The 16,277-nt window shown below is 44.6% G+C and carries 6 protein-coding genes; 2 read left to right on the top strand and 4 right to left on the bottom strand.

Going from position 1 to position 16,277, the window contains the following annotated elements; genetic code table 11:
* Nucleotides 1-4 precede the first annotated feature (4 nt).
* Nucleotides 5-10,399, bottom strand: a complete 10,395-nt coding sequence (locus A6D97_RS04405) for a DUF11 domain-containing protein (protein ID WP_065583892.1) — start codon at nt 10,397-10,399, stop codon at nt 5-7.
* Between the two features lie 306 nt (nt 10,400-10,705).
* Between A6D97_RS04405 and A6D97_RS04400 the strand changes: the two genes are divergently transcribed.
* Nucleotides 10,706-12,565, top strand: a complete 1,860-nt coding sequence (locus A6D97_RS04400) for a helix-turn-helix transcriptional regulator (RefSeq protein WP_065583891.1) — start codon at nt 10,706-10,708, stop codon at nt 12,563-12,565.
* A 28-nt stretch (nt 12,566-12,593) separates the two neighbouring features.
* Here the strand turns inward: A6D97_RS04400 and A6D97_RS04395 are convergent, their stop codons facing one another.
* Nucleotides 12,594-13,460 carry a LysR family transcriptional regulator gene (locus A6D97_RS04395; RefSeq protein WP_065583890.1) on the bottom strand — a complete coding sequence of 289 codons (867 nt, stop codon included), beginning with the start codon at nt 13,458-13,460 and terminating at the stop codon, nt 12,594-12,596.
* A gap of 141 nt (nt 13,461-13,601) precedes the next feature.
* On the opposite strand from A6D97_RS04395, the gene A6D97_RS04390 reads away from it, so the two are divergent.
* Complete coding sequence (locus A6D97_RS04390) at nt 13,602-13,976, top strand: nuclear transport factor 2 family protein (RefSeq protein ID WP_065583905.1); 375 nt, start codon at nt 13,602-13,604, stop codon at nt 13,974-13,976.
* 204 nt (nt 13,977-14,180) lie between these two features.
* Here the strand turns inward: A6D97_RS04390 and proX are convergent, their stop codons facing one another.
* Together proX and proW are read right to left on the bottom strand one after the other, a co-directional pair.
* Nucleotides 14,181-15,188, bottom strand: a complete 1,008-nt coding sequence (gene proX, locus A6D97_RS04385; RefSeq protein ID WP_017065955.1) for a glycine betaine/L-proline ABC transporter substrate-binding protein ProX — start codon at nt 15,186-15,188, stop codon at nt 14,181-14,183.
* On the bottom strand, nt 15,181-16,275 hold the full coding sequence (gene proW / locus A6D97_RS04380; RefSeq protein WP_065583889.1) for a glycine betaine/L-proline ABC transporter permease ProW: 1,095 nt from the start codon (nt 16,273-16,275) through the stop codon (nt 15,181-15,183). Before proW ends, proX begins: the two co-directional genes overlap by 8 nt.
* Nucleotides 16,276-16,277: the final 2 nt, after the last annotated feature.

Here is a 16,277-nt window from a genome sequence, read left to right as displayed (position 1 = left end):
TGGCTTACTTCTGTTCACTTTGTTGGTCTTTGCGATGAACGCTAAAGTTGAACTTGGTGAGCTTGTTCGGGGTAATTCGCAACACTTTTGGGTTTTCGCTCACCACTTCCATGGAGGTGGAGAGCGAATCAGTGTCCAACTTCACGAGGAAGTTCTTACCTTTCTTATTGAGTACCCATTGGTCGGGCACGTGGTAACGACCGTACTGGTCTGTGTAAATAACGATTCCCTCAACCGTCATCAACTTAACGCCCGGAATACCATCTTCGTAAATACCTTTGTTCTCGATAACGATTTCCCACAGGTAATCCTCGCCATCGCGATACAGGTTTCTGGTTACGTTGAGGTTTTCCGCGCTCAGTCCCTTTTTCTTGTCCGATTCATGCTTAAACTGAATCTGACCTTGTGCGTCGAACTCGATACGAGAGCCCGCATCGGTTGTGACGTAGAAATCAAAGCTTTGCTGTGTGCGAGTTTTAAATTGAATCACCACTTTGCTGGTTTCTGGCAGTGTTCGGTTCACTGAATGTCCCCAAAGGTCACCAAGCTCCAAACCTTGTTCAAGTGCAGTGGTTATCGCACCATCTTGAGTAGCAACGTCTTGACCATCACGAATGATGTGCGTCGAATCAGCGATGTAGCCTTGTGTTGCTAAGTTCGCAGTTAGCTCAACATCAAACGCGGTTGCATCAGCTTGGAATCCATCTTTGTTATGATCCTCAAAAACTTTACCGATGATCGATGAGGTATCGAACACCTTGTCCGGCTCAATGGTCACTTTGGCGGTGTCTTCATTAGAAACAGCCGAGCCATCAACCTTCGCTACTGCGGTGTTGATGTAATCACCAAAAGTGGCACCTACCGAGACACGCAATAAGTAACGAATACGCAGCTTCTCGCCCGGATCAAAGTTCAACGATGTGAACATTAACTTGCCCGTATCTGATGGATCTTGAGAGATAACCTGATCGTCTTCCGTACCGAACTCACCATCAATGCCGCTTAGCACAACTTCTGATGTATCCACGATGTATTTCAGACCACCTGGGTAACGGTCTTCCACAGTCACGTTCTTAAAGTAAGATTCATTGTTGTTCTCAACGATGATCTCGTACTCAACCGCATCACCCACTTGCGCGGTATCTTGCAACGCAGACTTGGTCAGCTCCAACTCTCCAGAATTATCAGGAATCTTCTTGATATGAGTAGTTACACTGTCGCTGGTTTCGGTACCGTCAGATTCGGTCGCCGTAAAGGTATTGGTAATGTCGTCATCCAAGCCCTTACCTAGCGTACCCACGACCTCAAACGCGTAAGCATTTCGTTTGTTGGATTTCAGGTTAACGGTAGTGTCTAAGTCTTTATTCGACGGGAAAGAATGACGCTGAATAACCGCGCCTGAGTCGTCGACTTCCACACCTTCAATTGTCCAATCGATAAAGACTTTATTACCTGTGCTGTTTTGTAGTCCACTGATCTCATCGGTTAGACGAACATTAGCCGCGTTACCTTGACCGTTGTTGGTCACGGCTAAGTAATAAGTGACACTGTCGTCATCTTCGGTGTATTCAGGCTTATCAGAACGTTTTTCAACAACCAGATCAGCACCCACTGGCGGCAAATCCAAAGCAGATACTTGATCTGCCACTGCCTGCATCGAGGTTTCAGAGGCCAACATGCCTTTAGAACGAGCGCGCATCGCTGGGCTACCAGTTAAGTCGAGGTAGTATCCAAGCACATCGATATTAGTCAGCATGTCTTCGTTGACCGTCAATGTGAACGTGTAATCAATCTTGCCGCCCGGCGATATGTCGACCAAGGTGAACAGGTCTTTGTCGTCATCAAAGGTGCCAGGTTGAGTTTCAGCCCCTTCTGATGTTGCCGTTAGTGTCCATTCATCAAACGCATTACTAAAATTACCATCAATATGATCACCCATGGATTCAGAGAACTGGGTGTAAAGCGCGACATCTTTGGCTATACCTCGGCCTATGTTTTGCACCACTAAGTGATACTCAACCTGCTCTCCCGGCACGTAATACGGGGCATCGGTAAACAGCTCAGCTTGAACCACAGCCGCAACTGTTTGAACTGGAGGACTGATAACATCGCCGCCATCTACTTGCGCAGTATTAATGATGTGTCCGGTCGCGGTATCGACTACGGTGCCTTTTGAGCGGAACACAACTGTGCCGTGCGGTGCAATATCCACACTGTACTCAATCGGGCTAATTTGCTCCGTCGTCGTTCCTACCGTGGTTGACTCAACAACCAAAGAAGTGGTTCCAGCAACAAAAGCAGGCCCAGTGGTACCATCGTAATAGCCCACCTCTATCGTGCTCATGTCATCGACAACACTTAAATCGCTGATGTAGTTGTTAGAGGTGTTTTCAATGGTAATCAAGAATTCCAGCTCACCACCCGGCTCATACTCGGTTTGTACGTTAGTTTTCGTCGCAACAAACTCAGAGTCTTTCGGTGTCATGACTACCGTTGAGTCTTGTGGTGTTCCGTTATAAGTGATGGTTGCCGTGTTACTGATATCGCCAATCGCCGTCGTACGAATCAACGCCTTAACATGGAATGTCACGGTACTTTGTGGCGCCACATCCATACTCACATCGATATCTTCACTCAAGTCGAACGTCTTGGGAGTGACAACAGAGCGATCATCCGAGGCGTCAAAGCTCACTTCCCATAGTAGGAATGCCGACTCTTGTTTATCCGCGGTCGTGTCGACTTGAATGTCACTGATGATGTCTTGAAGTTGAACACCAGATGCAAACGCATCAGAGCTGTTGGTTACGGTGATGTCGTAGTTAATCAGCTTGGTTACTTCATACGATGGCGTATCAACCGTCTTCTTGACCGAAACCGTCGCCAACACTGGTGTACTGGTAGCACTGTCATCAAATGTTGTGCCGTCAAAGGTCGCTGATGCGATGTTAGTAATATCGCCTGTCGCCAACGGATTAGTCGCAACTTGAATAGTGAAAACAATACTGTCTTGAGGCGCAATATCGAGCGTCTCATGAAGGTCTTCACCACGGGTTGCATCCGGTACTGGGGTTTCACCGGTTGTCGATACCGCCGATATTTGGATTGAAGCAGGGTCAAAAGCTTGTTCAGTCGTACCACCTGCAATCGTGGTTTCAACCGACTTCAGCGCATCTTCAATAGCAACATCTTCAGCCCAACCTAAGCCGTTATTCTTAACGGTCACGGTGTACTGAAGTGTTTCTCCCGGAAGGTACTCTGCTTTATCGACATCTTTAGTGATCTCAACTTGCGCATCTTCTGGAATGTAGGTCGCGTCTGCAGAGTGCTCACCGTCGTCGCTATCAACTTTAACGACGTTAGTGATCTCGCCTTTGGCCTTATCATTAACAGTGTTGGTCACGACAAATGAATAACTGTCACCCGGGTGAATGCTGTAAGTCGCACTATAACCCTGTGCGTTATTAACCACATCTTTGCGAGCGTTCAGGGCTGGATCGCCACTGCCATCAAGCTGTTCGTCGCTAATGATCCAATTACCTGTCAACGCTTGCTCTTGATCTGGGCTGTTAGCCACCTCTGTCATGATGGTATCGATGCGATCCGTCAGGACTTGATCGACAAGGTAACCTTCACCTGTGTTAGCCACGGTGATCTTGTATGAGATAGGTTGACCCGGTTGATACTTAGCATCAGGTTCTGCAATTGGCGTCGTTTCTTTGGTTAGAACCAATTGACCCGACTTCGGAGTGATAAAGCCTTCTCGTAAGCGAGCGATCTTCGAATCGTCCAAACCATGTCGTAGATAAGCCGTATTGGTAAAGCGCCCAATCGCATCATCACGAACCTTACCTTGAACGTGAATACGGACAGCTGTGTACTTATCACCACCACCCGTACCAGCATCGTCACGCCCAGCCATCTTGATCGATTCAACAGGTAAATCGATGTCTGGACTGTTTTGACCAACTAGCTTATCTAACTCTGAGAAATCATTAGCGTCAGGGTCTGACGGCGCCGAGTTATAAAGCACATCGTAATCAACCGTCCATTCTGTCAATGCCGTTTTCATTGAGCCGTCGACGGTTTCGACTTCAAAGCCGCTGATGATGTCACGAATCGAAAACAGGCCAGAATCCACATCGTCATTGGTGATGTCGATGTAGTAATTCACTGTTCCACCCGGCACGTACTCAGGCGTATCCGTCCATTTATCAATCAGGATATTCGAGCGGCCCGGATCAAGTACGATGTCGTTGGTGTTATCACCGTTCACTTGCGCCGTGTTGGTAATAGTGCCTGTCGCTGAAGTCGACACGGTGCCTTTCACGTCAAACACAATACGCTCACCAGGACGAAGATCGACAGTTGCATTCAATGGTACGCTACCGTTGTAGTTACCTTGCACGTCATAAGTGCCAACAGGTTCAACCGCAATAGCCGTTGTCCAGCTAGAGAACGCATCATCGCCATCTTCGGTTTTAATGGTGTGAATCGCATCAATAACGCTCACGTCATTTGCGATGCTATCGCCTGTGTTATCTAACGTAACTTGATACTCAACATCACCACGTGGTGCGTAAGTACAACCGCTGCCATCGTTTGAAGGAACAGAACACCCTGCCGATTCACCATCGGTATACACCAAGGTTTTGAAGTAATCGAGTTCAGCATCTTTAGGTGGTATCACTTGCGACGTTGCAGAGTCACTTCCTGCGGTCACTTGGTTCGCATCAATCGTGCCCAAAGCGTCGTCACGAACGACACCGGTTAAGTTAAAGGTCAGCACTTCTCCCGCTGCAATATCGGTTTCAATATCAAGGTTGCCACTGGTGTTGTAGCTTGGTACATAGGTATCAATGTTGGCATCAATACCATTGCTGACTTCATGGATTATATCGCCAGAAACAAAAGCGGATTCCGTTTTACCGCCAATCACTTCGACTTGAATGTCTGTGATTGTGTCTTTGATCTGAATATCATTCGCCCAACCGTTTTCAGGGTTTGTGACTACAAATTCATACTCAACTTCGTCACCCGGAAGATAGGTATCACCATCATTGAACGGGTTGCCGTTGATCGACACCACCCGTTTTTCAACACTGGTATTATTTTCAAGCGGCATTAAATTCGCTGTTCGAGCACTACCGTCATACGTCGCTTTATTTTGAATGTCACCCAATGCATCTTCACGAATTTGAGCATGAATAGTGAACGTTAGGCTTTCTTGAGGCGCGATAACAATTTCGTTATCAATATTGATGTTATTGCCCGGAACAAAGTCAATCGCGTCGGTAATAGAGCCTGTCGCAGCCGTTTTATCTAGGCTAACTTCCCAGCCAGCCAAGAACGGTTGTCCAACAGGATCACCACCTGAAGTGGTGCTGTCTTCTGCAATACGAGTTTGAATTTCCGAAATCGCATCTTCTAGGCGAGAACCATATTCTATACCATCCCCCGCATTCTTAATCTCAACGCGGTAATAAACCTCACTCTCACCAGAAGCTTGAGAATATTCAGTTTTTTGCGAAGAGAAGCCTGCATCATAAAACGCTTTTTTAGAGAACGTGACTTCAGGATCTGCCATCGTTGATGGTGGCGATACCGCGATCAACTCATTGCCATTGTCTTCATCGATGTAAGCTTTATTAGTAAAAGAACCTACCGCTTTCGGACTGATCTTGGCTTTTATGACATAGCGGACAAACGCTGACGATGCAGCTCGGCCAAAGTTGTCTGCCGAGATATCGAAGTGAGTATCAATCGGCTTATTGTCTTGGATTGAGTTATCAACATCTGGGTTGGAAATACCTGAGCTATCAGTGAATGTTTCAATCGTCCAGCTATCAAAGGCAGGGCCACGCGTTCCATCAAAGTATTGAGTGTTAATTTGGTCGATGTCATCACGCAAGCTCATATCATCAACGTGGGCGCTCGCAATGTTCTCAATTAAAATTTCATATTCAACATAACCACCTGGCATGTAGTTAGTTGCGCCAACCAGTTCGTTTTCATCCGTGTCGTAATACGCCAGAATGTTCTTTTCAAAATCAACTTTACGAGCTTCTTGCTGAATATCATGAGAAATGGTGTCGCCATCAACGGTTAGAACGTTAACAACATCGCCATTGGCTTTGTCATTGATGGTCGCGACAACTTGGTACTCAAGCTTAGCGCCCATCGGAATATCGGCTTCAACATTTAGGTTACTGTTGGTTGATGTGTAAACATTGCCAGCACCTGCGCCCGCATCCACATACTCAGAATCAGTTCCAGTTGCGATCGATGTGATGGTCCAATCTGAATACGCTGGTCCTGTATTACCATCCACTAAGCTGACCGTAATATCTTCGAGGTTATCGACGATTGGAATATCGTGAGCGTTACCTTTGCCGTCATTCTCAATCACTAAGTGATAGGTCACGGTTTGAGCGGGCTCGTACACCGCTTCATCAGTCGTTTTATCAAAATCTAAATGGTAGTCATCGGGAATCACGACGGTATCTCGATAATGAATATCACCGACCGCATCCGGTCTTACGGTACCTGTTACTGTGTAAGTCACGTCTTCGCCAGCATCGATATCAATCGAGGTTACGATGTCAGTGTCGTTCGCAACATCACCGTCTTTGGTACCATCTGTTGTACCCGCGTTCGCAGGATCGCTCTTAGCAACCGCCACCGTAAACTTGTTTGAACCTACCGAATCATCGAAAAATGGATTACCTGAATTGCCATCTTGTAGCTCCACTGATATGTCATTAATCAGTTCGTTAACGTCTACGTTGTTTCGATAACCATGTCCATCTTGAGAGTTGTACCTAATGGTATAAGTCAACTCATCTCCCGGAGAGTAGCGGTTAATGTTAGTAGTGCGAACAACGCCGCCGTTATTATGTACCTGATGGTTTTCAGCCACGGCACGTTTGGCATACTCACAATCGTCAGTACAACCGGCATTATCATCATGAATCAGCACGGCTTCGTTGCGGATTATGCCGCCGTCTCTGTCCGCTACACCGTTAGATACCGCATTGTCTTTGACATGCGCCTTAATACGCACCGTGACAAAGTCTTTGGCCGGAATTGAAACTGGGAACTCCACATCTTCAGTCGTTTGAGGGCCGAAACCAGAGCCAGTATCAACAGACCAATAGTCAAACGGGTTTTGATTAAGAACATCTTCTACTTCACCATCTTTATCATTCGCTAGCGTAGTAGTGATCTCACTCAGGCGATCCATGAAGATAAGATCGGTCTCATCAGTGTCGCTGTTATTGCCAATAACGATGGTGTAGGTGAGATCTTCACCCGGCGTGTAGCGGACAACATCGGTCGTTTTGGCTAATGAAACATTGATGTCATAGGTACTGTGTGAGTTATCTATTTGAGCGGAAGAGCTGTGGTCACGGTCTGTAATAGGATCGTAAACATCAACACGGTTCGATACTTGTTCTTCTTCATAGTCAGACTTAACAATGCCGCTCACCTCATAGTGAACCCACCCTCCGGGAGTGATATCAACGTCGGTATCGATGTCAGTGTCGTTAGCAATGTCACCGTAACGAGAACCCGGTTTATCTGTGTTGGTCGAACCTACAATTGTCCAACTATTAAAGAAGTTAAGCGCTGAAATACTATCTTGTACCGTTGCGTCATTTGCATAGCCAACACCGCGGTTATAGATATAAATATCGAACGTAGCGCGCTCACCTACAACAAAGTCGGTATTTTGAGCGGTCTTAGCGACTACAAGATTCGGCTCGCTAGGATAGGTACGTACCGTATCCGATAGATTAGTATCTGGTCCCGTCACTGTTGCGGTATTGGTGAATGCTCCCCAAAGAATCTCACTGTCGACACTGCGATCGAGTGTCCCAACAATGGTATAAGTAATCGTCGCACCTGGCGGGAGCTGAGCGGTGGCATCCAGATCATTGTTATCCGAGAACGATCCAGGGTCAGTCACGGCTTTCACCCACGGGGAGTCTGCCTCTCTTTCTGCACTGATCGTCCACGAAGAGAACACGGGCTTGGTTTCACCCGGCTCGTGAAGTAACTCTGCTTCTATGGTACTGATTTCATCTTTAACATTGATGTTAGAGGCGAAACCGTTCCCTGCTGGGTTGGTAATGCTGATCGTATAAGTGACAGTATTGGTGGTGTCGGTATACGCGTTTTGTTCGTCATGACCATCAACACGCTTATCCAATACTAAGTAGTAATCTCGTGGGTATGAGCCTCTATCGGAATAAAGTACGCTGTCAACCGTCACTTCATTACGGATTTCATCATCGGCAATGGGGTTTACGATCGCGGCAATGCTATAAACGAGCTTATCGTGTGGAGCTAGCTTTGCCTTCACATCTAAGATCTTTTGATTCTTCTGATTACCTTCTATGTCATCAGTAAAGCCGGGATCACTGTTTGTCGAAATTGAGCCGTCAGAGGCATAAGATTTCGCAGTAATAATCCAGCTCAAATACGCTTTAGTCGGTGTATCATTAATAGACTGAGTCATGACAGAGACTAAATCATCATAAACCGGTATATCAATCGCATAGCCGTCACCGTTATTCTCTACCGTGATGTCGTAGTTCAGGGTACCGCCAGCTGAGTAGTAACGAGAATCCACTTCCTTTTGGACCTTTAATTTCGAGTTTGGCATTTGGACGCCAGAACCCGACTCGCCTAAATTATCCCCTAAGCACAAGCCGGCATCGGTACCATCATCAACAATCTGCCCCACACTGGTGTCTGCCACTTTTGCGGTCAGCTTATAATGAACGAAGCCCTCAGGTGCGAGGTCGACTTTCAAATTGATGTCGTTTGTTGTCCAAGTATTGTAATTAAATGAACCATAATTCGATCCTTCACCACTTCTATCAGCGACTTCAAGCTTCCACTCGGAAAATGCTGAAGCATTAGAGCCATCCGCTTGCTCGGTCACGATACAAGCAAATTTATCGACAACTTCGATATCGTTGGCGAAGAACTCTGTGTCCTTGTTAGAAATAACAATGTCATAGACCACTTCGTTATCACCGACTATCCCCGGAACATAAGTCGTATCTGTGGTGTTCTTATTACGTGTAATTTGACTTGATGACGTCGTCAGAACGTCTTTCGAATCGAGAATATTGGCCAAAGCATCGCCAGAATCTGCGTGGCCATCAGCATCAACCACTCGGGCTGCAACTTGGGGAATTTGACCAATAGACACAGGGCTAACGTCCACCACAACGGAATAAACAATCTGCTCACCGGGATAGATAGACACTTTGTCTTCTAGTGACTTGTTGGACTCCTTTCCAGATGCATTGAGTTCAGAAAGGCTATTAGAACCGATCGAGGTCACTTCATTGGTCCAAAAATCGTAAGGGTTACCAACCGTGTCAGTTGCGTTCTTTTCGTTGCTGACATCGTTGCCTAGATCGGTTTCAAGATCCGCAAGAAACTGCTGAACCGAATAATGGTACGCGATACCAGTGTTTGCTTGGTTAGCAACCGTGACCGTATAGGAAAACTCATCGTCGACTAGGTAGTTATCCGATTGGTTCAAGGTATGTGTCAGGGTGATACTAGGCTCAGTGGGTGGAGTGATAACCTCATCAACTGTGACCAAGTCATCGCGTGTTTCAGCGGTTATACCGTCATTAACAATGTCGCCGACTAAATTGTCGGCAACGGTCGCTTGAATTTCGTAAGTCACTGACCCACCTATATCAATCGACGCAGCACTTACTGATAAGTCCCCTGATTCGGCGAAGGTGCCTGGATCGCTTTTGCTGCCTTCAACCTTTGTGGCAGAGTTAACGTTGTCAGTAAAAGCTTGTTGCAAAGCCCCTTCAATATTGAGTGCCTTTATATCTGAAATGATATCTTGAACGTCGAGCGCCTGAATAAACGTATCGCCAGTATTCGAAACCTTAATCTTATAGGTGAGTTTGTTATTGAGTTGATAGTTCGCTTTATCGACCGAAACAACAACATCATGTTGATACACACCACGCTGAATGGATTCTGTATTTGATTCAACAGCATCCAATAGTCCAGTGCTCGCACTTGCGAAGTTATCAATCGTACCGGCTGCGTTAGCAGAAACGGTGGCGACCATGGTGTAGGTCACTGACCCACCAGCCGCAATACGCACACCTGATGCATCTAAGTTTCCGAAGCGACTGTAATCACCTGGAGATGACAGGAAGGAGGATTGCGCTTGAGTCGAGACTTGCGAGAACGCGCTGACATTATTCCCTTGGTCATCTGTCGTTAAGATATTTAACAGCTCATCCTTAACGTCCAACTCAGCAATAGCTTTATCCGACTCATTCGTTAAAACAAGCGTATAAGCCACCTCTTGGTCGTTGTCGTAAGACGCGCTGTCAACAGACAGATCCATAACAAGACCCGTTGTGTCCGCATAGGAGGCAAATGGAATCAATAAAATAGATAAGAAAAAGGCAAGGTTGTATCTGAACATTAACGCGCACTTCACAGTAGATTGACAAGTGTCTAGGCAAAAAGCCATAGATTTGACGTCACTAATTTGGCACTTAGCCTATTAGGGACATGCGCAACATACAGTTCAAATAATCCGAACAATTAACATCTGTAAAAAACAAATTACTGAAGATGTTAAATAGAGAATCTGATGTCTAAATTAGAATCAAGACATTGAGTTAATTATCAGAAGGTTAATGTTTTAATGAGTGAGTTTTCACAGTTGTTACGTAACTTCAGAAAGGAACTTCAATTTACACAAACAGAGTTTGCAACCTACTTAAATCAGCTGGACGACGAGTTTAATGCGGTTGACGTCGTAACGATAAATCGTTGGGAAAACAGTAAGGTAAAGCCTAGTACATACAAAGCACTCAAGATCTTACAGTACCTTGGCGGAGATTTATTTGAGACAATAAAGAGCTTTAAATCCGAACAAAAAGACACACTAATCGAACTGTTTTTAAACGAATCCTATGGCTCATTTCAAAGTAGAATTTCAGCTCTATCAGGCCTGAATCAACAACAAGGCAAACGCAACTTTAAGTCACGGCCTTTAATGTCAGAGCCGTGTGACACTGGCGTTATCGACAGAATCAAACTACTTTCTAAATTCACAAAAGTCGATATTTCGCCATTGGACCAAATTGATTTATATCTCTACTACTGTGAGAAAAAAGCACATGGTCACAAACTGATCAATGTAGATGGTGACATTGTGAGTCACAACGTAGGCTTTTTCTTTGAAGACCATCAATTTGAAACATTAAAAACTCAAGAGCTAGATCTAAGAATGGCCTGCTCTTTAAATTCAAGCAAAAGCATAAATTATTTTAATATAAGCTCACACTCAGAGACAAAAGATCATGTTATTGAGCATATAGTTTCAGATATACAGTTACTTTCTCAGAACAAAAACATTAAAAAATATTCTGTTTTAGTAAAAGACCCCAACATGATGAAACTCTTGAAGGGCGTGGGGTTTGAAGTATTTAAATTTTCAGAACCTTCTGCTAAAAAATGTAATATTACATTCAAAAATAAATATTATAGCTACTGTATATTAACGATTGATAAAATAGACTATCTGACGAATCGGAACGTAATGTCACTAATCAAAGATGAATATTCTACCATGATGAAATTTCCGCAATTACTGCGCGAAGCGCGCAAGAAATTGAAGTTAACGCAAAAGGATTTTGCGGTATACATTAATCACTTAGATGATGAATTCAGCTCTGTAGATGTCGTAACGATAAATCGATGGGAAAATAGCAAAGTAAAGCCAAGTAATTACAAAGCCCTAAAGCTACTGGACTGCCTTGGTCTGGACTTGTATACAACGTTGAAATCCTTTGATTCAGAAGATAACGAAGACAGTGCATTACTTGAAGACTTCCTTCGTGAGAGGTTCTTTTCGTTTCAAAGCCGAATATCGTCTATCACTAAAGGGGAAATAGAAGAAGGCTGCGACTGTCAGATCATGCCACTAATGACAGATCAGAATGACAAATCAGTAATAGATAGAATAAAGCTGATTTCACAATATACAAAGGTGGATCCTTCAGCTCTTGATACTATCGACCTGTTTCTCTATTGCAGTGAAAAAAAGGCGCATGGCAGAAAAATGGTCGATGTTAATGGCGATATTGTTAGTCATAGCCTAGGTTTTTTCTTCAACGAAGAGGTATTCGAGCAATACCAAAATAAACATCTACATATTAAGCAAGCCTGCTCTTTAGATTCTAATCATAACTTAAATTACATTGTGGTTAGCGGTCACTCTGAGAAGCGTGAACAATCTATTGCGAACCTGATTTCCGATATGAAGCTTCTTGCAAGAAATACTAAGATTAAAAAGTATTCCATGATCATAAAGAACCCAAGTGCATTGGAACTTATGAAGAACATCGGATTTGAAATATGGAAGTTTTCAGAACCAACAGAACAAAAGTCGAACATCACCTTCAAAAACAAAAACTACCGCTATTGCGTACTGACTATCGACAAGATCGAATTACTGAGTAATAAACATGTTATTTCTTTTATTAGTAAATATGGTTAAGCACCGGATTTTACCAACGATAGAAAGCTTATACTAAATTCTGCTTAAGCTTTTCTTCCAACGCTTGGATACACAGCTTGATGGCGATAGGCGTATTTGAAGCAAATGGGTTTAGCGCATAAACCGTGTTGGTGGGTAATTCAAAGCTTGGCAGCACGTCGACAACATCACCAAATAACTGAGGAATGCAGAAATCTGGAATCACACCGATACCAACACCTGATTTAATCAGTGCAAGGCAACTATGGAATGAATTAGTGGTACAACTGGCTTGTTGTTGGTAGACGAAGTCTTGTTCACCTTGAGAGCTAAAATGATGAGTCACCTGTTTTCCCTGCCATGAGTTAGCAATATAAGGAATTGATTCAAGTTCACGCTCTCGCATGCTTTCTACGCCGCACAACACGTCTTTAAACTCGCCTAACCGTTTCTGCTTAAGATTACTGTCGCGCGAGCTACCCACTCGTACCGCGAGATCAATATCGTGATCCATGAAATCCAAGTGTTGATCATCACTGATCAGCTCAGGCTTTAGTTTCGGGTATTGCTTCATTAAATCCGCAATAACAGGCGCAACCAACAAGTCCATCAGTGCATTTGGAGCAGTAATACGAATCCGACCTTGGGGTTCTTCCAACTCAGCTTTCGCCATATCCCATGCCGATTCGGCGATTACATTAATATCCTTACAGCTTAGATAGAAACGTTCCCCCATACTGGTCAAGGTTTGTCTTCGCGTTGTTCGTTTAAGAAGCGAAGCACCGAGCTCTTGCTCTAAAATTTTTAGATGCTGACTGACAACAGATTTAGACAACTCTAGTTTTTCAGCCGCGGCCGATACTGAGCCTTGTTCCACGATATGAGCGAAAATCGACATCTGCTTTAGCTTACTCATTTTATTGTTCTCTTTTTACAAACAGTATTTTCTATTATCTCTGTTTTTCAAGTTAATTACCAAAGCTAAACTGTATTCAACTTATCGAGATAACCCAATCAAAAACACAGTGTTTCAAAGAAGACTGTTATGGAGAAAACAATGTCAAACAATCAAGTATTAGAAGCGTGTAAGCAAGGCATTAACGCATGGCAAAAAGCATTCAACAGCCAAGACGCGAAAGGTTGTGCCGATCAATATACTAAAAGCTGTGTAATGGAAGCGCGTCCATTTGGTACTTTTGAAGGTCATGAAGCGATTCAAGCATTCTGGCAAGGTATCATAGACCAAGGCTTCAAAGACGTTGATTACACTGACGTGAAATGGGAAGAGCACCCAGACGGCGGTTACATTCTTACCGCGAGTTGGACAATGAACAAAGCGTTTGGCGTTGTACATCATGAACACTGGGCACTTGAAGCCGATGGCTGCGCTCGCTTAGTCAGCGACAACTTCGAAGTTCAAGGCGAACGCTAGAGCTGTAATTAACAGCTAGAAGCTCAAAAATAGAAACAGAAAGCAAAAAGCCAGCAATCCAAATGGACTGCTGGCTTTATAATGTTCACTCTTGTCGCCCTTTCACTTGGTTTGAAGGTGATTGAGTGACTCTACACAATCACTCAACACGCTCATCATTTCAAATCAAAGTGTCTGGTAAGACAGAACAAATACAAGTCAAAGTTACAGTGCTGCTTTCTTCGCTTCTGTAATCCAACCATCGAACGTGCTTTGGTTCGCTTTGATCCAACCGTTTACGTGCGCTTCGATATCAGCAGAGCTGTTCTTACCTTTACTCATCATCATGTTCTGAGCGCTTACATCATTGATGTTAAGTTTGATGATTTCAAAAAGCTTCGCTGCTGATGGGTTGTTCTTAGCAAACTCTTTATTCGCAATAATGCGCATTGAGTTCATTTCGAAGCCGTAGTTTTTGCCGTTAGATAGCGTCGTATCCACGTTCGAACGCTCGCCAGGAAGTGCTGAGAAAGGAACTTCTAACCAAACTACATCTTCGTTAGGCACCAATACGCCACTTACCCAGTAAGGTGTCCACGTGTAGTAAAGGATTGATTCACCCTTTTGGTAACGAGAAATTGTATCTGCAATGATTGCAGCGTAGTTACCTTGGTTGTGAGTTACCGTATCGTCCAGTTTGAACGCTGAAAGTTGGTGTTCAATCACCATCTCACAACCCCAACCTGGGTTACAGCCTGTTAGGTCTGCTTTGCCATCACCGTCCGCATCAAACAGCTTCGCGATTTTTGGATCAGTTAATTGACCAATGTTGGTGATGTTGTACTTTTCAGCCGTTTTCTTATCAATTAGGTAACCTTGAGCAGCGCCGCTTACATATTGGCCTTCACGGTAGAATTTCTCATCACCACCTGCCATTGTGTATTTATCAGCATGAAGCGGGAACCAACCTACCGTTAGGAACGTTGCGTCACCCTTTGCAATCGAGGTGTAGCCTACGTTGTAGTCCACTTCTTGAGTTGATTTCACGTCATAACCCAGTTCTTCTAGAGCACGGTTAACGATCAATGTTTGGAATGTCTCTTCCGCTACAGACGATTGAACAGGCTGAACTGATACGCCATCACCCGGTAGGCTTGCTGCCCACACGTTAGTCGATACCGCTAATGTAGAAACGATGCTTACTGCGAGTTTACTCTTCCATGAATTATTCATTGGTGTTTTTCCTTAATTGAAGTTCTGATTTGTTACCGCGATTAAGTACATTCAGTACAAGGGAAACAGGTCCCATGCGATACCAGCGTAATTTTGTATTACCAGCATTGACACCCAGTACTTGGGTGATTCTGTCTAATAAGATGGCTAAGATAACGATGCCTAAACCACCAACAGCGGCCAGTCCCATATCTAAACGGCCAATACCTCTCAGTACCATTTGACCTAAACCGCCTACCGCAATCATTGATGCGATAACCACCATAGATAGCGACAACATCAGTGTTTGGTTCACGCCCGCCATGATAGTTGGCAATGCAAGTGGCAGTTGAATTCGGTAAAGCATCTGCTTTTTGCTTGCACCGAATGAGTGACCCGCTTCGATCAATTCTTCCGGTACTTGCTGAATACCCAAGATGGTCAAACGCACAACAGGAGGAAGTGCGAATATGATGGTCACTACTACACCCGGAACGTTACCGATACCAAACAACATTACGATCGGTACTAAATAAACGAAGGCTGGTGTGGTTTGCATAGCATCCAAAATTGGGCGCACGAATTTGGCTGCCGTGTTACTTCGGGCGAGCCATATACCCATGGGTAAGCCAATCAATAGACAAAAGAATACGGATGTCATGACCAGTGACAGTGTGGTCATTGCTTCAGACCAAGCACCAATCAGGCCAATGAAAGTCAAAGATACGGCCGTTGCAACGCCAAGCTTCAAGTTTGAAAACTGCCATGCGACTAAAAACAGAATGATCAACATGAATGGGGCTGGCGTAGACACCAACGCCGTTTCAAATGAACTTAGAATAAAATCGATAGGCACACGGATCGCTTGAAATAATGGGCGTCCGTGCTCAACTAACCAATTCAGTCCAGACTCTACCCAAGTGTCGACAGGCAAAACTGCCTCTGCAAAAGGGTTCAGTGGATCAAAAGGTGTCGCTTCAACTGTTTCGCTGCTTAACCAATCTGCTGATGGTGAGGTATCAGCTGCTTGACCCCAAGGATCACTTGCAGGTTGAGCTGCAGGAGCCGATTGAGACCATGGGGCATTATTTGTTTGTTCAGACGACATGA

This window comes from Vibrio sp. ZF57 (genome assembly GCF_001691235.1).
In the GTDB taxonomy this organism is placed as follows: domain Bacteria; phylum Pseudomonadota; class Gammaproteobacteria; order Enterobacterales; family Vibrionaceae; genus Vibrio; species Vibrio crassostreae_C.
This window is presented reverse-complemented; position numbering and strand designations above follow the sequence as displayed.

Coding starts and splice junctions, on each gene's coding strand:
- A6D97_RS04405 (WP_065583892.1), bottom strand. CDS start 10,399: ATGGATCTGTCTGTTGACAGCGCGTCTTACGACAACGACCAAGAGGTG.
- A6D97_RS04400 (WP_065583891.1), top strand. CDS start 10,706: ATGAGTGAGTTTTCACAGTTGTTACGTAACTTCAGAAAGGAACTTCAA.
- A6D97_RS04395 (WP_065583890.1), bottom strand. CDS start 13,460: ATGAGTAAGCTAAAGCAGATGTCGATTTTCGCTCATATCGTGGAACAA.
- A6D97_RS04390 (WP_065583905.1), top strand. CDS start 13,602: ATGTCAAACAATCAAGTATTAGAAGCGTGTAAGCAAGGCATTAACGCA.
- proX (WP_017065955.1), bottom strand. CDS start 15,188: ATGAATAATTCATGGAAGAGTAAACTCGCAGTAAGCATCGTTTCTACA.
- proW (WP_065583889.1), bottom strand. CDS start 16,275: ATGTCGTCTGAACAAACAAATAATGCCCCATGGTCTCAATCGGCTCCT.